Source organism: Streptomyces deserti, from assembly GCF_054782695.1.
Map to the genome: position 1 here is coordinate 196,924 of NZ_BAAGRZ010000010.1, position 16,503 is coordinate 213,426.

Here is a 16,503-nt window from a genome sequence, read left to right on the forward strand (position 1 = left end):
CGAGCTGTTTGTGGTTGGTCGCGCAGTTCCTCGGCGCCCCTTCAGGTCGGCAGCAGGTTGCCTCTTCTGGAGAGCAGGAACTTCTTGAACGCCGCCACCGGGGGTGTGTCCGGGCGGCCCTCCAGCCAGGCGACGCCGATCTCGCGGGCCGCGCGCGGCGCGGTGACCGTGAGCTCCACGACGCCCGGGCGGGGTACGGCGGGCGGGGGCAGGAGGGCGACCCCGAGCCCCGCCGCCACCAGGCCCCGCAGTGTCTCCGCCTCCTCGCCCTCGAAGGCGACGCGGGGCTTGAAGCCGGCCTCCATGCACAGGTCGTCGGTGATGCGGCGGAGGCCGTAGCCGGGTTCCAGGGTGACGAAGGTTTCGTCGGCGGCCTCGGCCAGGCGGATGCGTCTGCGGGTGGCCAGGCGGTGGTCGGCGGGGACGACGAGACGGAGTTTCTGCTCGTCGAGGCGGCGGGCGACGAGGTCGGGGGCGTCGGGGACCGGCGAGGTCAGGCACAGGTCCAGCTCACCGGCGCGCAGGCGCTCGATCATCGCCTCGCCGTAGTTCTGCACGAGGCTGAAGCGGACGCGGGGGTGGTCGGCGCGGAACGCCTGGATCAGGCCAGGCACGGTCTCGGCGCCCATGGTGTGGAGAAACCCGAAGGCGACCTTGCCGGTGGCCGGGTCGGCGTCCGCGCGCACCTCGTCGGCCGCCCGCTCGATCTCGGCGAGGGCGCGCTCGACGGACGCGAGGAAGGTGCGGCCCGCGGGGGTGAGGGACACCGTACGGCCGTGGCGGGCGAACAGGTCGACGCCCAGGTCCTGTTCGAGGCGGACCATGGCGCGGGAGAGCGTGGACTGCGGGACGTTCATCTCCTGCGCGGCGCGCGTGACGTGCTCGGTGCGGGCGACGCCGGCGAAGTACGCGAGGCGGGGCGCGAGCAGCCTCGTCATCTCTGCCATGTCTTGTGTGTCACTGGATGGTGACAGGTGACCCTGTGACCTCTGCTGATGCGCCATGGGAACGATTATGACAGCTCTATGCATTGGACGGATGAGTGCGGGCGTACGTACTTTCGAGGCATGTCTCCCGCCAGTACCGAGGCGTCCACCACCGTGGGCGCCGATGCCGTTGTTCCTGTTGCCGACTCCCGTATGAGCCCGGGCGGCCCCGGCTACCGCCGGATGAGCCTCGCCCTCTTCCTCGCGGGTGTCGGGACCTTCGCGCTGCTGTACTCCACGCAGGCCCTGCTGCCGCTGATCTCCGGGGAGTTCGGGGTGACGGCGAGCGACGCGAGCTGGACGGTGGCCGCCGCGACGGGTGGGCTGGCGCTGTTCGTCCTTCCCATGAGCGCGCTGTCGGAGCGTTTCGGGCGGCGAACGGTCATGACGGTGTCGCTGGCGGTCGCGGTGACGGTCGGGCTGCTGGTCCCCTTCGCGCCCTCGCTGACCGCGCTGGTGGCGCTGCGGGCGCTCCAGGGCGCGGCGCTGGCCGGAGTGCCCGCGTCGGCGACGGCGTACCTCGCGGAGGAGGTCACCCCGAAGGCGCTGGTCACCGCGATCGGGCTGTTCGTCGCGGGCAACAGTGTGGGCGGGATGAGCGGCCGGGTGATCACCGGCTGGGTCGCGCAGGAGTGGGGCTGGCGGGTCGCCGTCGGCACGATCGGCGTGATCGCGGTGGCGTGCGCGGTGGCGTTCCGGCTGCTGCTGCCGGCGCCGCGGCACTTCAGGCCGGGGTCGCTGCGGCCGCGGGTGCTGGTGGGGACGGTTCGGGGTCATCTGTCCGACCCGCTGCTGTGCCGGCTGTACGCGATCGGTGCGCTGTTCATGACGGTGTTCGGCGGCGTGTACACGGTGATCGGCTACCGCCTGGCCGATGCGCCGTTCGGGCTGCCGCAGGGCATTATCGGCTCGGTCTTCCTGGTGTACCTGGTCGGTACGGTGTCGGCGTCGACGGCGGGGCGGCTGGTCGGCCGACTGGGCCGGCGCGGGGCGCTGTACGCGGCCGGCGGTACGACGGCGGCGGGCCTGCTGCTGTCCCTCACGGGGTCGCTCGTGTCGGTGCTGCTGGGCCTGGTCCTGATCACGGCGGGCTTCTTCGCGGGGCACGCGGTGGCGTCCTCGGCGGTCAGCAAGACGGCGACGCGTGGTCGCGCGCAGGCGTCGGCGCTGTACCAGTCCGCGTACTACATCGGCTCGAGCGCGGGCAGCACGGCCGGTGCGGTGGCCTTCCACGCCGGGGGCTGGGCCGGGACGGTGGGAGTCGGACTGCTGGCGGTGGCCGGGGTCGTGACGATCACGGTTTTCGGGACGCGGGCGGCGCGGGCGCAGCGGCGACCGGCGGCGGTTTGATCGTTCCGGGTCGTCCGCTCGTCCGCATCGTCCGGTGGCCGTCGCGTGGGGCTGGGATGCCTGCGGCGGCCTGTGCGGCTTCGGTGGGGGCCGGTGCAGCGCCCCCTGTTCGGTGGGTGGGTCGGGGTACGCGACTGCGGGTGCGTCCGTCTTGCTGCGCACGCCGCTCAGCCGCGCATCGCATCAGGCAACCGCCCCTGACCTGCCCCTTCGTTCACTCGGCAGGCCGTTGTCAGTGGGCTGCGGTAGCTTCCGAAGTGCTGGGCGCGAAGGTGCGCGACAGGAATGCCACAGGGGTGGGTGGACGATGACGAACGGCACGGCGACCACGACGGACCTGGATGCCAGGCTGGAGGCACACCGGGTCGAACTGACCGGGTACTGCTACCGCATGCTCGGCTCCTCCTTCGAGGCCGAGGACGCGGTGCAGGACACGATGGTCCGGGCATGGCGCAGCTACGACAAGTTCGAGGGCCGCTCCAGCCTCCGTTCCTGGCTCTACCGCATCGCGACGAACGTCTGCCTGGACATGCTGACCGCGAGCAACAAGCGCGCCAGGCCCATGGACCTGACCGAGTCGACCCCGCTCGCCCGGGCGGCCCTCTCCCCCCGCCCGGACAACACCTGGCTGGAGCCCATGCCCGACGCCCGCGTGCTGCCCACCATCGAGGACCCGGCGGAGGCCGCGGTCGCCAAGGAGTCCGTGCGGCTCGCCTTCATGGCCGCCCTGCAGAAGCTGCCGGCCAAACAGCGGGCGGTGCTGATCCTGCGCGAGGTGCTGGCCTGGAAGGCGAGCGAGGTCGCCGAGCTGCTCGGCACCTCGGTCGCGTCGGTCAACAGCGCGCTCCAGCGGGCCCGCGCGACCCTGGCCGAGCAGCAGGAGCCGGGCGCCGACGCGGCCGTCTCCGACCCGCTGGACGAGGAGCAGCAGAAGCTGCTCGAGCGGTATGTCGCGGCCTTCGAGGGCTACGACATGACGGCGCTGACCACGCTGCTGCACGAGGACGCCATCATGACGATGCCGCCGTTCGACCTGTGGCTGACCGGCGTGGAGGACATCACCGGCTTCATGACGACGCTGGGCGCGCCCTGCGCGGGGTCCCGGCTGGTGCCGGTGCAGGTCAACGGGCTGCCGGGCTTCGCCCAGTACAAGCCGGACCCGGAGGCGGGCGGTTTCACCCCGTGGGCGGTCCAGGTGCTGGAGATCTCAGACGGCCGGATCACCGGGTTCCACTGCTTCCTCGACACCAAGCGCTGGTTCCCGCTGTTCGGGCTGCCCCTCCACCTCGAAGCGGAGGCCGACCAGGTTCAGGAGGGCGTGTAGGCCCGGGTCGGGGTCGCGCAGCCGGATCCGGCCCCGGGCGCGGCGGGCGGCGAGCTGCAGCCGCGCCAGCAGGTCCACGGAGCCCAGTCCCGGCGGCCCCAGCCCTGCGACGTCGCACACGACGACCCCGGCACCGCTGGTCCGCAGCAGCGACTGCACCTGGTCACTCAGCTCTCTCACCTCGTCCCGGGTGACCGGGCCGGCCAGCACGAGCACGGGGGGTGTCATCGCGTCCACGATCGGTAGACCGGGCGGGCGGACGTAACTCATCGCGGCTGCCTGGGAGATCGGCGCCACGAGGATCACATTGACCGGGGCATGTCCTCCCCCGGAGGGTTGGCTGTATGCCCCATGCATCTGCCCCTGCCGCGCCCTCCGATGCTCTCTTCGCCGGTTCCGATGCTCTCTTCGCCGGTGAGGAGCCGTCGTGCAGGGGGTGCTGAGCGGGTTCGCGGTCATCGCCGTCGTGATCGCCGTCGGCTATGCGATCGGCAGACGCGGGCACCTGGGCGATCAGGGCCGTGAGGTCCTGACCAGGCTGGCGTCCACGTCGCGTCCCCTGCCCTGCTGTTCACCACGCTCGCCCGGGCCGACCTGTCGTTGATCTTCTCCAACCGGCTCCTGGTCACGGCGATGAGCACCGCGGCGGCGGCCGGTGTGTTCGTGGCGGTGGGTGTCGTACGCCGCTGGGGTGTGGGTCGTACGACGATCGGTGCCCTGTGCTCCAGTTACGTCAACTCGGGCAACCTCGGGATCCCGATCGCGGTGTATGTGCTGGGGGACGCGTCGCTGGTGGCGCCGGTGCTGCTGTTCCAGCTCGTCGGGGTCACGCCGGTGGCGCTGACGATCCTGGACCTCGCGGGTGGTGGGGAGAAGCGGCCCTTGTGGCAGCGGCTGCTGACCCCACTGCGCAATCCCATCGCGGTGGGATCGCTGGCCGGGGTGGCGGTGTCGGCGGCCGGTGTCCATGTCCCGGGTCCCCTGATGGACCCGCTGACACTGATCGGCAACATGTCGGTCCCGGCGGTGCTGCTGGCCTTCGGCATCTCGCTGCGGGGCAGCACACTTCCGCTGCGCGGTGCCGAGCGGGCCCCTGTGCTGCTCGCCGTCTTCCTGAAGTCGTTCGTCCAGCCCGTGGTCGCCTGGGCGCTGGCGGCGGGGGTGTTCGGGCTGCGGGGTGCGGCGCTGCTGGACGTGGTGGTGACGTCGTCCCTGCCTGCGGCGCAGAACCTGTTCACGTACGCGAGCAGTTACCGGGTGGGCGAGGTGCTGGCCAGGGAGGCGATTCTGTTGTCGACGGTGGTGTCGGTGCCGGTTCTGGTGGTGGTGGCGGCGCTGCTCGGGTGACTCAGGGCTCGGGGAACTCGCTGGTGTCGATGACGAGATCGAAGGGATCGGGCAGCTTGATGGGCTCGCCGAACTTGGCGGTGCTCAGGGGGCGGTAGACGTCGCCCTTCGGTTCCCCGTAGAGGGTAGTGGTGGGACCGTCGGGGGCCCAGCGGTCGACGAGGAGGTAGAGCGGGATGCCGGCGGTGGCGTAGGCGGCGGGCTTGCTGATGCGGTCGTGGCGGGCGTTGGACTTGGAGGTCACCTCGACGACGAGTTCGGCGAGGCCGGCCGGGATGTGAGTGTCCGTGTCGGTGTCCTCCCGCACGGGCGCCACGACGAGGTCAGGGATGAGCATGCCCAGACGCGACGGTACGGCGATGGCCAGCGTCTGGAAGATCTCCCAGTCGTCGGGGATCACGGAGTAGAGGCGACGCTGGATACGGGCCGCGATCAGATTGTGACGAAACGCGGGAGCAGGTGACACGGTGATGATCCCCTCGATGATCTCCACCTTGCTGCCCTCAGGCCACTCCATCTCCTCCCAGAACCGGACGAGGTCGTCCCAGCTCTGTTCGGGGTCCTGGCTGACGGTGAGTGCGCTCATGGCGGTCTCCTATCGGTGCGTCACCGAGTCCAGCATGCCGAACGGGACCGGTGCCGGTCCACCGATCCCGTTCACTCGAAAGGAACAAACCCCAGGTCAGGCGATACGTTCCAGCACCACCGGCGACGGTGTGAAGTCCGTGCCCGGGGCGGCGATGTCGTAGGAGCCCTCCACCGCCTGCAGCGCGTACGCGAACCGCTCGGGGGTGTCCGTGTGGAGGGTCAGCAGGGGCTGGCCCGCCGTCACCGTGTCGCCCGGCTTGGCGTGCATCTCGACGCCCGCCGCGGCCTGCACCGGGTCCTCCTTGCGGGCCCGGCCCGCGCCGAGGCGCCAGGCGGCGATGCCGATGTCGTAGGCGTCGAGGCGGGTCAGGACGCCCGACGCCGGGGCCTTGACGACGTGCTGTTCGCGCGAGGTGGGCAGTTCGGCGTCCGGGTCGCCGCCCTGCGCGGCGATCATGCGGCGCCAGACGTCCATCGCGGAGCCGTCGGCCAGGGCCTTGGCGGGGTCGGCGGCCTTCACGCCCGCCGCGTCCAGCATTTCGCGGGCCAGGGCCAGCGTCAGTTCCACGACGTCCGCCGGGCCGCCGCCCGCCAGGACCTCCACCGACTCGCGGACCTCCAGGGCGTTGCCCGCCGTGCGGCCGAGCGGGGTCGACATGTCCGTGAGCAGCGCGACCGTCTTCACGCCGTGGTCCGTGCCCAGGCCGACCATCGTCGAGGCCAGTTCCCGCGCGTCCTCGATCGTCTTCATGAAGGCGCCGGTGCCCACCTTCACGTCCAGGACCAGGGAGCCCGTACCTTCCGCGATCTTCTTCGACATGATCGAGGAGGCGATCAGCGGGATCGCCTCGACCGTGCCGGTGACGTCCCTCAGGGCGTACAGCTTCTTGTCGGCGGGGGCCAGGCCGTCGCCCGCCGCGCAGATCACCGCGCCCACGTTGTCCAGGACGGAGAGCATCTCCTCGTTGGACAGCAGGGCGCGCCAGCCGGGGATCGACTCCAGCTTGTCCAGGGTGCCGCCGGTGTGGCCCAGCCCCCGGCCCGACAGCTGCGGGACGGCGGCACCACACGCCGCCACCAGCGGTGCCAGCGGCAGCGTGATCTTGTCGCCGACGCCGCCCGTGGAGTGCTTGTCGGCCGTCGGTCGGGACAGGGACGAGAAGTCCATGCGCTCGCCGGAGGCGATCATCGCGGCGGTCCAGCGGGCGATCTCGCGGCGGTTCATGCCGTTGAGGAGGATGGCCATCGCGAGGGCCGACATCTGCTCGTCGGCCACCTCCCCGCGGGTGTACGCGTCGATGACCCAGTCGATCTGCTCGTCGCTGAGTTCACCGCGGTCCCGCTTGGTGCGGATGACGGAGATGGCGTCCATGGCCATGGCTTTCCTTCCAGGGTTCCAGAAGTGTGCGGCCCCCCTGAGCAACTCAGAGGGGCCGCACGGGAGTCACTTGGTGAGATGGCCCGGCCCGAAGGCCTGGGGCAGCATCTCCGACAGCGGCAGGATTCCCGCCGGGGTCTCCAGGAGGAGGTCCGGGCCGCCGAACTCGTACAGCAGCTGGCGGCAGCGGCCGCAGGGGACGAGGATCTCGCCGTTGCCGTCCACGCAGGTGAAGTGGGTCAGGCGGCCGCCGCCGGTGTTCTGCAGTTCCGACACCAGGCCGCACTCGGCGCACAGGCCGAGGCCGTACGACGCGTTCTCGACGTTGCAGCCGGAGACGATGCGGCCGTCGTCGACGAGCGCCGCCACGCCGACGGGGTAGCCGGAGTACGGGGCGTACGCCCGGGACATCGCCTCCCGGGCCACCTCGCGCAGCCGCTCCCAGTCGACCGCGGTGGTCACTTGCCCTGTCCCTTCCGGTACGGCAGGCCGTTCGCCTTCGGCATGCGCAGGCGCTGCGCGGACAGGGCGAGGACGACCAGGGTGACGACGTACGGCGTGGCGGAGACGACCTGGTTCGGGACCTCGTTGGTGCCCGCGTACCAGGCGAACACCAGGGCGCCGGCGACCAGGGTGATCACGGCCGGGACGTACTTCTTGCGGATCACCAGCCAGATCGCGCCGATGATCAGCAGCAGGGCGCCGAGCAGCAACAGCGCGTGCACGTTGGCCGAGCCGCCGCGCAGGTTGAGGCTGTCGGTGTAGCCGAACAGGCCGGCGCCGAGGGCGAGTCCGCCCGGCATCCAGTTGCCGAAGATCATCGCGGCGAGGCCGATGAAGCCGCGGCCGCTGACCTGGCCCTCCAGGTAGAAGGGGTTGGCGACGATGGAGAGGAAGACGCCGCCGAGGCCGGCCAGACCGCCGGAGATGACCACGGCCAGGTACTTGTACTTGTAGACGTTCACGCCGAGGGACTCGGCCGCGACCGGGTTCTCGCCGCAGGAGCGCAGGCGCAGGCCGAACGCGGTGCGCCACAGGATCCACCAGGTGGCGGGGATGAGCGCGACGGCGATCAGGGTCAGCCAGGAGACGTTGGTGACCAGGCCGCCGAGCAGGCCCGCGATGTCGGAGACGAAGAACCAGCCCTTGGCGTTGAGGTCCCGGAGTGCGTCGGACAGGCCGGGGACCGTGAAGTTGCCCAGGGATTCGACCGCCGGGGACTGCTTGGCGGAGCCGCCCGGGTGGCCCTCGAAGGCGAGGGGCGCGAGGTAGCGGGTGGCGCCGAGGGCGAGGATGTTGATGGCCACACCGGAGACGATGTGGTTGACGTTGAAGGTGACGGTGACGAAGGCGTGCAGCAGGCCGCCGATCGCGCCGCCGAGGATGCCGACCAGGACACCGGTCCACGGGCCCCACTGGAATCCGGCCCAGGCGCCGAACCAGGTGCCGAGGATCATCATGCCCTCGAGGCCGATGTTGACGACGCCCGCGCGCTCGGCCCACAGGCCGCCCAGACCGGCCAGGCCGATCGGGACGGCGAGCTGGAGCGCGGTGGACATCTGGCTGACGTTGGTGATGCCGTCGGCGCCGGTGATGATGCGCACGATCGAGGTCAGCGCCAGGGCTCCGGCGATGACCAGGAGCAACGTCTGTACGGAGAGGCGGCGGCCGGTGGGCGCCGCGGGCTGCAGCGTGGGCTGGTTGACGTCGGTCGCGGTCGTCTGCGGGGTGGTCATCGGCCAGCCACCTCCTTCGTGGTGTCGTTGTTGCCGAGGACGTGTCCGGCGGCCAGTTCGGCGCCGACGCGGCGCTGCTGGCGGCGCAGGCCCCACTCGCGGACGGCCTCGTAGGAGACGACGACCGAGAGGACGATCAGGCCCTGCATGATGACCGCGATCTCCTTGTCGTAGCCGTGGAAGTCCAGCTCGGGCGAGGCCTTGTCGAGCCAGGCCCACAGCAGGGCGGCGAACGCGATGCCGACCGGGCTGTTGCGGCCGAGCAGGGCGATGCCGATGCCGAGGAAGCCGATGCCGGTGGGGAAGTTCAGGCTGTAGGTGTGGGTGTCGCCGAGCAGGATCGGCAGGCCGGCCAGGCCCGCGATGCCGCCGGAGATCAGCATGGCGCTGAGCACCATGCGCCGGGGGTCGACACCGCTGGCCGCGGCGGCGGTCTGCGAAGCGCCCGAGGCGCGCAGGTCGAAGCCGAAGCGGGTGCGGTTGAGGACGACCCAGTAGCCGATGCCGAGGAGTACGGCGAGGAGGACCAGGCCGTAGATCTCGCCGGCCGCGCCCATGTCGATGCCGGGGATCCAGCCCGAGGAGTGCATCTCGCCGGTGGTGTTGTTGTTGCCGACCTTGACGCCGAAGACGTTCGGCAGCCACAGGTAGGCGATGACGGAGGTCGCGATCGCGTTCAGCATGATCGTCGCGACGACCTCGCTGACGCCGCGGGTGACCTTGAGGACACCGGCGATGCCGGCCCAGAAGGCGCCCGTGCAGACGGCGGTCAGCAGCAGCAGCGGGATCTGGAGGAACGCCGGCAGGTTCAGGTGGGCGCCGACGATGGCGGCCAGCATGGCGCCGAGCTGGTACTGGCCGTCGACGCCGATGTTGAACAGGTTCATCCGGAAGCCGATGGCGACCGCGAGGGCGGCGATGTAGTACATCGAGGCCTGGTTGATGATCAGGACCTGGATGTCGGAGAACGACGCCTGCTCGAACATCAGGGCGAACGGCTCGACGGGGTTCTTGCCCGACGCGACCAGCACGATCGCGCTCAGCACGAAGGCCACGGCGAGCGCGATGACCGGTCCGGCCACCGCGAGGAGCACGCGCTCCTTGTCGAACTTCTTCATCAACGGGCCTCGTCTTCCGCGTCCTCGTCGCCGGCCGGCGGTTCTTCGTGTTCGAGGTGTCCGGTGGCGGCACCGGTCATGGCCGAGCCGAGCTCCTCGGGGGTGATGGTGGCCGGGTCGGCGTCCGCGACCAGCTTGCCGTCGTAGATCACGCGCAGGGTGTCGGACAGGCCGATCAGCTCGTCCAGGTCGGCGGAGATCAGCAGCACGGCCAGGCCCTCGCGGCGGGCCTCACGGATGTGGTCCCAGATCGCGGCCTGCGCGCCGACGTCCACACCGCGGGTGGGGTGGGCGGCGATGAGGAAGCGCGGCTTGTGGCTCATCTCGCGGCCGACGATCAGCTTCTGCTGGTTGCCGCCGGAGAGGGAGGCGGCGGTGACGTCGATGCCCGGGGTGCGGACGTCGTACTCCGTCACGATCCGGCGGGTGTCCTCCTGGGCCGCCTTCGGGTCCAGCCAGACGCCCTTGGCGTTGGGCTTCTCGGTGACGTGGCCGAGGATGCGGTTCTCCCAGAGGGGGGCCTCCAGGAGCAGGCCGTGGCGGTGGCGGTCCTCGGGGATGTAGCCGATGCCCTGCTCGCGGCGCTTGCGGGTGGGCCAGGCGGTGATCTCCTCCTCGGCGAGCCGGATGGTGCCGGAGTCGGCGTGCCTGAGGCCGATGAGCGCGTCGACCAGTTCGGTCTGGCCGTTGCCCTCGACGCCGGCGATGCCCAGGACCTCGCCCGCATGGATGGTGAAGCTGATGTCGTCCAGCAGGGCCTTGCCGCCGGGGGCCGCCAGGCGCAGCTTGTCGACCGAGATGACCGGGCGGTCGGTGACGGTGGACTCGGCGGTATCGGGCGTCGGCAGTTCGCTGCCGACCATCATCTCGGCGAGCTGACGCGGGGTCGTCTCGGAGGGGACCGCCGTACCGACCGTCGTACCGCGCCGGATGACGGTGATCTCGTCGGCGACCGACAGCACCTCGCCCAGCTTGTGCGAGATGAAGATGACGGACAGGCCCTCGGACCTCAGCTCGCGCAGGTTGGCGAAGAGCGCGTCCACCTCCTGCGGCACGAGCACGGCCGTCGGCTCGTCCAGGATCAGCGTGCGGGCGCCGCGGTAGAGGACCTTGAGGATCTCCACGCGCTGGCGGGCGGCGACACCGAGCTCCTCGACCAGGACGTCGGGGCGTACGTCGAGGCCGTACCGCTCCGAGATCTCCTTGATCTTGCGGCGGGCGCGGGCGCCGATGCCGTACAGCTTCTCGCTGCCGAGCACCACGTTCTCGAGGACGGTGAGGTTGTCGGCGAGCATGAAGTGCTGGTGCACCATGCCGATGCCGCGGGCGATGGCGTCGGCGGGGCTGTGGAAGGTCACCTTCTCGCCGTCGATCGCGATGGTGCCCTCGTCCGGCTTCTGCATGCCGTAGAGGATCTTCATGAGCGTCGACTTGCCGGCGCCGTTCTCGCCGACGAGGGCGTGGACGGTGCCCTTGCGGACGGTGAGGTGGATGTCGTGGTTGGCCACGACACCCGGGAAACGCTTAGTGATCCCGGCGAGTTCGACGGCGGTCACCTGACTGTTGACCGCCGCTCCGGCCGGAGGGCTGCTGGACGCGTTGATGGCGCACTCTCCTGGGGACGGGGGTCGTCTACGCGCGTAGCGCCCCTACGGCATACAAAAGGGCCGACGCACCGCGACAACGGGGTACGAGGAGACAGCCTCCCCGTACCCCGTTGAGCGGACGTAACCCCGCGGTTACACGCTGCTCGAGGTGGTGCTGGGGGTCAGCTGCTCTTGACCTTGATCTCGCCGCTGATGATCTTCTCCTTGGCCGTCTCGATGGCTTTCTGGAGCTCGGCGTTGGCCGCGAACTTCGGGTTGGAGTTCGACAGGCTCACCTCGCCCGTCTTCAGATCGCCCCTGACGATACCGGTCTCGGGCTTGCCGTCCTTGACCGACTTCGCCAGGTTGTACACCGCCTTGGCGACGTCCTTCATCGCCGAGGTGAGGATCGCGTCCTTGTACTTGGCGAGGGCTTCCTGCTTGTACTGGTCGGAGTCGACGCCGATCGCCCACACCTTGTTGGCGGCGGCGGCCTCGATCACGCCCTGACCGGACAGGCCGGCGGCCGCGTAGACGACGTCGGCCTTCTTCTCGATCTGGCCCTCGGCGGCCGTCTTGCCCTTGTCGGGACTGGAGAAGCCGCCCTCCTCGGCCGTCTGCGTCAGGTACTGCGACAGCACCTTGACCTTCGGGTCGGTGTCCTTGACGCCCTGCTCGAAGCCGGCCTGGAACTTGTGGATCAGCGGGATGTCCACACCGCCCACGAAGCCGACGACGTTGCTCTTGGTGCTCTTGGCGGCGGCGACACCGGCCAGGTAGGACGCCTGCTCCTCGGAGAAGACCAGGTCGGCGACGTTCTTGGCGTTGATCGTGGCGTCGTCCACGATGCCGAAGGTGGTGTCCGGGAACTTCTCCGCGGCACCCTTCACGGCCGAGGCGTACGCGTAGCCGACGCCGATGACCGGGTTGTAGCCCTGCTTCGCCAGTGACTCCAGGCGCTGCTGCTTGTCGGCGTCGGTCTCGCCCTCGGTGGGCTCGATGTCGGCCGTCTTGTAGCCGAACTCCTTCTGCGCCTTTTCCAGGCCCGCGTAGGCGGCGTCGTTGAAGGACTGGTCGCCCTTGCCGCCGACGTCGTACGCGATGGCGAGGCCCTTGTCGCCCTTCGAGTCCGCGGACCCGGAGGTCGAGGTGGAGCCGCAGGCGGAGAGGGCGAGGGCCAGGGAGGCGGTCGCCGCGCCTGCGACCGTGATCCGGGAAATCCGGCGCATGTTGTGGTGCTCCTAGTCGTACTAGCGGGTCCGGAAATGCGCGGATGCGCTCCCGCGCCTGCCGCGGTAGCGGCGTGCGTGCAGGGTGGCGTGGGGGCGTGCTCGCACTTCTCCAGGGTCGCTTAGCGCCGGACGGTTCAGCTTCGGCGCTGGCTTCGCCGCAGATTAACGCGCGTAGACCTGCCTGAAAACCCCTTCTGTCCACCTTGTTATGCGCCCGTGGCCAACGCATCACGAGCCCTTGGCCGCGGCATTGCCGACTGCGAACGGGGGGTGGCGGTGGGTGACGTGAGCGGTGCCTCGCCCGGTCGGCGCTGCCCCGTCCGTCCGACCGGTCGGGACGACGAGGCCGACCGCATACGCACCCGGGGCGCGACCGCACGGGTGCGCAGCGCGGCACCGCTGGGGGTCCTCGTCTCCGCCCGGCCGTCCGCACCGTTCACAGCGTGCTGCTGTGGCCGTGCCGGTGCAGCTGTGCCGGCGTGCGGGTGCGGCCGGCCCTGCGGTCCGGCGTGGACGGGGGCGTACCGCAGGGCGGAGAGGACCCCGGCCGGCTTCCGGTGCGTGGTGCTGTGGCCGTGCCGGTGCAGCCGTGCCGACGCGCGGTTGCGGCCGATGTGCGAGTGCGGCCGGCCCTGTCGTCCGGCCCGCCGGAAACCACCCGCCGTCCTCTCCCCCCGGGCATCCGCCCCGCTCGGGGCGTGTGGAGGGATGCGGAGCGGGCCCGCTCCCTACGAGCCCTCCGTCCAGCCGTCCGCACCCTCCGCCTGTCCGGAGTGTTGTGGGGTACCGAGCCCGGTGGGGCTGGGGTTGTGCGGCTCGTGGTCACGTATGGCGGAGTGGGAGCGGGTTCGGGGGCGCCTGCGCTGCGGGCAGGTTTTCCGGGGCGCTGTCGGCAGGTGCCCAGACCGGGGGCGGTCGGGATCCAGGTGCGGCCGGAGCCGTACGATCCGCAGCGCCTGCGGGACGACTTCGCGGACTTCGCCGCACGCGTGAGGCCCAGTCAGCGGCGAGCCCGCTTCCCATGGAGACAACCACCGAGACAATCACGGAGACAGCGCAGAAGCGGGCGGGCCCTTTTCGGGGACCGCCCGCTTCCTGTGCGTCCGTCGGTGCCGCCCGTTCGGGCGGGGCCGGGCGGCTGTGCTACTCGGTCTTGACCTTGATGGAGCCGTTGACGATGCCCTCCTTGGCCTTGTCCACGGCGTCCTTGAGACCCGCGATCTTGGCGAACTCCGGGTTGCTCTCGGACAGGCCGACGCCGTTCACCTTCAGGTCGAAGGTCTGGGTGCCGGTCAGCGGCTTGTCGTCGTGGACCGACTTGGACAGGGCGTACACCGCACCGCCGACGTCCTTCAGGGCGGAGGTGAGGATGTAGTTCTTGTACTTGGCGAGCGCGGCCTGCTTGTACTGGTCGGAGTCGACGCCGATCGCCCAGACCTTCGCCTTCGCCGCGGCCTCGATGACGCCCTGACCGGACAGACCGGCCGCCTGGTAGACGACGTCGGCCTTCTTCTCGATCTGGCCCTCGGCGGCGGCCTTGCCCTTGTCGGGGCTGGAGAAGCCGCCCTCCTCGGCCGTCTGCGTCAGGTACTGCGAGATGACCTTGACCTTCGGGTTGGTCTCCTGCACGCCCTGCTTGTAGCCGGCCTCGAACTTGTGGATCAGCGGAATGTCCACGCCGCCCACGAACCCGACGGTGTTCGTCTTGGTGGCCTTGGCCGCTGCGACACCGGCGAGGTACGAGGCCTGCTCCTCGGCGAAGACGAGGGAGGCGACGTTCTTGCCCTCGACCACGGAGTCCACGATGCCGAAGGTGGTGTCCGGGTACTTCGCGGCCACGGCCTTCATCGCCGGCCCGTAGGCGAAGCCGACACCGATGACCGGGTTGTAGCCCTGCTTCGCCAGCGAGGCCAGGCGCTGTTCCTTGTCGGCGTCGGTCTCGCCCTCGGTGGGCTCGATGTCGGCGGTCTTGTAGCCGAACTCATCCTTGGCCTTGGTCAGGCCGGCGTAGGCGGCGTCGTTGAAGGACTGGTCACCCTTGCCGCCGATGTCGTAGGCGATGGCGAGGCCCAGGTTCTCCTTGCCTCCGCTGCCACCGTCCTCACCGCTGGTGCCACCACAGGCTGTGGCGGCGAGTGCGAGCGACGCGACCCCCACCGCGACGCGGGTCAGTTTGGATATCCGACGCATCTGAAGTTCCCCATTCTCCGCAGCCCCGCAGCGGGTGCTCAGTGCGGCGCACATTAACGCGCGTAGACACTCCTGGGAACGGGGTTCCGCGGGGCCGTTATCCATTCGTGCCGATGGCCGGTTACGCCCTTGTGAACCACGGGATCGAACGGGATCGAAAGGTGCACTCGGACCGCGGCCGCATACCTGGACGCCACGCGCACAAGGCTGCCCCTGGCCCGTTCGGGGCGCAACCGGACGGGAGGTGCGCGGTTGGCCGGGGCGGTGGGAGCCTCCGGACCGTCCGGCCGGCCCTGGCCGGTTTCGTGGCGGTGGCGCACGACGTGGCGTACCGCGCCACCGCCCTCGGCGGCCGGGCGGGCGGCGAGGGCGGTGACGGGGTCTCCGTGCGGTGGGCGTGTGCCGAGGATGGGCCCCGGCGGGCCGGTCCTACCGAACCCCGTGCAGCAGCGCGGCGGCGGTGAAGAGCTCCACGCCCACGGCGATCGCCGACTCGTCGACGTCGAAGTCGCCCTGGTGCAGATCGCGTACGATCCGCTCGCCGGGGGTGCGCACGCCGAGCCGTGCCATGGCGCCGGGCACGCGCTCCAGGTACCAGGAGAAGTCCTCGCCGCCCAGGCTCTGGTCGGTGCCCTCGACGGAGTCGATACCGCGTCGGGCGATCATGGCGTCGCGGAGCAGTTCGGTGACGCCGGGCTCGTTGACGACGGGCGGGACGCCACGGACGTAGTTGATCTCCGACTTGGCGCGGTGCAGGTTGGCGACCTCGTCGATCGCCGCGACCACGACGTCGGGCGCCTGCCGCCACGCCTCGATGTCGAGGCACCGCACGGTGCCCGAGAGCTCGGCGTGCTGCGGGATGACGTTGGGGGCGTGCCCCGACTCGATCCGTCCCCAGGTCAGGGCGAGCCCGCTGCGGCTGTCGAAGCGCCGGGCGACGAGGGCGGGTACGTCGGTGACGACCCGGGCGGCGGCGGTGACCAGGTCGGTCGTGAGGTGGGGTCGGGCGGTGTGGCCGCCGGGCCCGTCGAGGGCGATCTCCAGCCGGTCGCAGGCGGAGGTGATGGCGCCCTCCCGCAGCCCGATCTTCCCGGCGTCCACGCGCGGGTCGCAGTGCAGGGCGATGATCGCGCCGACCCCGTCCAGCACTCCGTCCGTGATGGCGTCGGCGGCGCCGCCGGGCAGCACCTCCTCGGCGGGCTGGAAGATCAGCCGGACGGGCCGGGGCAGCCGGCCCTGCTTGTGCAGTTCGGCGAGGACGAGTCCGGCGCCGAGCACGACGGTGGTGTGCACGTCGTGGCCGCAGGCGTGGGCCCGGTCGGGCACGGTGGACCGGTAGGGGCACTCGGTCTTCATGTCCGGGATGGGCAGGGCGTCGATGTCGGCCCGCATGGCGAGCATGCTGGGCGCCCCGTGCCACTGGCCGCCGTCGACGCCGATGTCACAGACGAGTCCGGTCCCGACGGCGAGCAACCGCGGCTTCAGACCGGCCTTCTCCAGCCGTTCCTTGATCGCGGCGGTCGTGCGGAACTCCTGGTTGCCGAGTTCCGGGTGCATGTGCAGGTCGCGGCGGAACGCGATGAGCTCGGCGCGCAGCGCGTCGGGAAGCGCGCCGGGAAGCAGGGCTCCCTGGGGCAGAACGACCTCGGACTCCAGTGACATCAATTG

The 16,503-nt window shown here is 70.6% G+C and carries 13 protein-coding genes and 1 pseudogene; 3 read left to right on the forward strand and 11 right to left on the reverse strand.

Annotation, left to right across the window (positions count from 1 at the left end):
- Positions 1 to 41 precede the first annotated feature (41 nt).
- The gene (locus tag ACYVMZ_RS19530) at positions 42 to 1,004 is read right to left on the reverse strand and encodes a LysR family transcriptional regulator (protein WP_461081290.1); all 963 of its coding nucleotides are present in this window, start codon (positions 1,002 to 1,004) and stop codon (positions 42 to 44) included.
- A 63-nt stretch (positions 1,005 to 1,067) separates the two neighbouring features.
- Between ACYVMZ_RS19530 and ACYVMZ_RS19535 the strand changes: the two genes are divergently transcribed.
- Together ACYVMZ_RS19535 and ACYVMZ_RS19540 are read left to right on the forward strand one after the other, a co-directional pair.
- Entirely contained in the window at positions 1,068 to 2,336 is a 1,269-nt protein-coding gene (locus tag ACYVMZ_RS19535) for an MFS transporter (RefSeq protein WP_461081292.1), read from the forward strand.
- Positions 2,337 to 2,643: 307 nt separating this feature from the next.
- Positions 2,644 to 3,660, forward strand: a complete 1,017-nt coding sequence (locus ACYVMZ_RS19540; RefSeq protein WP_461081294.1) for a sigma-70 family RNA polymerase sigma factor — start codon at positions 2,644 to 2,646, stop codon at positions 3,658 to 3,660.
- Here the strand turns inward: ACYVMZ_RS19540 and ACYVMZ_RS19545 are convergent.
- Positions 3,544 to 3,930 carry an STAS domain-containing protein gene (locus tag ACYVMZ_RS19545; RefSeq protein ID WP_461081370.1) on the reverse strand — a complete coding sequence of 129 codons (387 nt, stop codon included), beginning with the start codon at positions 3,928 to 3,930 and terminating at the stop codon, positions 3,544 to 3,546. The two genes, ACYVMZ_RS19540 and ACYVMZ_RS19545, sit on opposite strands and share 117 nt — an antisense overlap.
- 157 nt (positions 3,931 to 4,087) lie before the next feature.
- Here ACYVMZ_RS19545 and ACYVMZ_RS19550 point away from each other — a divergent pair.
- Positions 4,088 to 5,007, forward strand: a pseudogene (locus tag ACYVMZ_RS19550) (AEC family transporter).
- 1 nt (position 5,008) lies between these two features.
- Here ACYVMZ_RS19550 and ACYVMZ_RS19555 read toward each other — a convergent pair.
- The 9 genes from ACYVMZ_RS19555 to ACYVMZ_RS19595 all read right to left on the reverse strand — a co-directional run bounded on the left by ACYVMZ_RS19555 (position 5,009) and on the right by ACYVMZ_RS19595 (position 16,497).
- The gene (locus ACYVMZ_RS19555) at positions 5,009 to 5,593 is read right to left on the reverse strand and encodes a Uma2 family endonuclease (RefSeq protein WP_461081296.1); all 585 of its coding nucleotides are present in this window, start codon (positions 5,591 to 5,593) and stop codon (positions 5,009 to 5,011) included.
- Positions 5,594 to 5,689: 96 nt separating this feature from the next.
- The gene (locus ACYVMZ_RS19560) at positions 5,690 to 6,973 is read right to left on the reverse strand and encodes a thymidine phosphorylase (protein ID WP_461081298.1); all 1,284 of its coding nucleotides are present in this window, start codon (positions 6,971 to 6,973) and stop codon (positions 5,690 to 5,692) included.
- A gap of 66 nt (positions 6,974 to 7,039) precedes the next feature.
- On the reverse strand, positions 7,040 to 7,435 hold the full coding sequence (locus ACYVMZ_RS19565; RefSeq protein WP_461081300.1) for a cytidine deaminase: 396 nt from the start codon (positions 7,433 to 7,435) through the stop codon (positions 7,040 to 7,042).
- Positions 7,432 to 8,709 carry an ABC transporter permease gene (locus ACYVMZ_RS19570; protein ID WP_461081302.1) on the reverse strand — a complete coding sequence of 426 codons (1,278 nt, stop codon included), beginning with the start codon at positions 8,707 to 8,709 and terminating at the stop codon, positions 7,432 to 7,434. Before ACYVMZ_RS19570 ends, ACYVMZ_RS19565 begins: the two co-directional genes overlap by 4 nt.
- Positions 8,706 to 9,827, reverse strand: coding sequence for an ABC transporter permease (locus ACYVMZ_RS19575; RefSeq protein WP_461081304.1), 1,122 nt, complete (start codon positions 9,825 to 9,827; stop codon positions 8,706 to 8,708). The genes ACYVMZ_RS19570 and ACYVMZ_RS19575 overlap by 4 nt, the downstream gene beginning before the upstream one ends.
- The gene (locus ACYVMZ_RS19580; RefSeq protein WP_461081306.1) at positions 9,827 to 11,383 is read right to left on the reverse strand and encodes an ABC transporter ATP-binding protein; all 1,557 of its coding nucleotides are present in this window, start codon (positions 11,381 to 11,383) and stop codon (positions 9,827 to 9,829) included. Before ACYVMZ_RS19580 ends, ACYVMZ_RS19575 begins: the two co-directional genes overlap by 1 nt.
- A gap of 212 nt (positions 11,384 to 11,595) precedes the next feature.
- The gene (locus ACYVMZ_RS19585) at positions 11,596 to 12,642 is read right to left on the reverse strand and encodes a BMP family lipoprotein (RefSeq protein WP_461081308.1); all 1,047 of its coding nucleotides are present in this window, start codon (positions 12,640 to 12,642) and stop codon (positions 11,596 to 11,598) included.
- A 1,146-nt stretch (positions 12,643 to 13,788) separates the two neighbouring features.
- Positions 13,789 to 14,835, reverse strand: a complete 1,047-nt coding sequence (locus ACYVMZ_RS19590) for a BMP family lipoprotein (protein WP_461081310.1) — start codon at positions 14,833 to 14,835, stop codon at positions 13,789 to 13,791.
- 429 nt (positions 14,836 to 15,264) lie between these two features.
- The gene (locus ACYVMZ_RS19595) at positions 15,265 to 16,497 is read right to left on the reverse strand and encodes a M20 family metallopeptidase (protein ID WP_461081372.1); all 1,233 of its coding nucleotides are present in this window, start codon (positions 16,495 to 16,497) and stop codon (positions 15,265 to 15,267) included.
- Between the last annotated feature and the right edge of the window lie 6 nt (positions 16,498 to 16,503).

What these genes read in the sequence shown, in the direction of transcription:
- ACYVMZ_RS19530 (WP_461081290.1), bottom strand. Translation starts at nt 1,004, where the DNA reads ATGGCGCATCAGCAGAGGTCACAGGGTCACCTGTCACCATCCAGTGAC.
- ACYVMZ_RS19535 (WP_461081292.1), top strand. Translation starts at nt 1,068, where the DNA reads ATGTCTCCCGCCAGTACCGAGGCGTCCACCACCGTGGGCGCCGATGCC.
- ACYVMZ_RS19540 (WP_461081294.1), top strand. Translation starts at nt 2,644, where the DNA reads ATGACGAACGGCACGGCGACCACGACGGACCTGGATGCCAGGCTGGAG.
- ACYVMZ_RS19545 (WP_461081370.1), bottom strand. Translation starts at nt 3,930, where the DNA reads ATGAGTTACGTCCGCCCGCCCGGTCTACCGATCGTGGACGCGATGACA.
- ACYVMZ_RS19555 (WP_461081296.1), bottom strand. Translation starts at nt 5,593, where the DNA reads ATGAGCGCACTCACCGTCAGCCAGGACCCCGAACAGAGCTGGGACGAC.
- ACYVMZ_RS19560 (WP_461081298.1), bottom strand. Translation starts at nt 6,973, where the DNA reads ATGGCCATGGACGCCATCTCCGTCATCCGCACCAAGCGGGACCGCGGT.
- ACYVMZ_RS19570 (WP_461081302.1), bottom strand. Translation starts at nt 8,709, where the DNA reads ATGACCACCCCGCAGACGACCGCGACCGACGTCAACCAGCCCACGCTG.
- ACYVMZ_RS19575 (WP_461081304.1), bottom strand. Translation starts at nt 9,827, where the DNA reads ATGAAGAAGTTCGACAAGGAGCGCGTGCTCCTCGCGGTGGCCGGACCG.
- ACYVMZ_RS19585 (WP_461081308.1), bottom strand. Translation starts at nt 12,642, where the DNA reads ATGCGCCGGATTTCCCGGATCACGGTCGCAGGCGCGGCGACCGCCTCC.
- ACYVMZ_RS19590 (WP_461081310.1), bottom strand. Translation starts at nt 14,835, where the DNA reads ATGCGTCGGATATCCAAACTGACCCGCGTCGCGGTGGGGGTCGCGTCG.
- ACYVMZ_RS19595 (WP_461081372.1), bottom strand. Translation starts at nt 16,497, where the DNA reads ATGTCACTGGAGTCCGAGGTCGTTCTGCCCCAGGGAGCCCTGCTTCCC.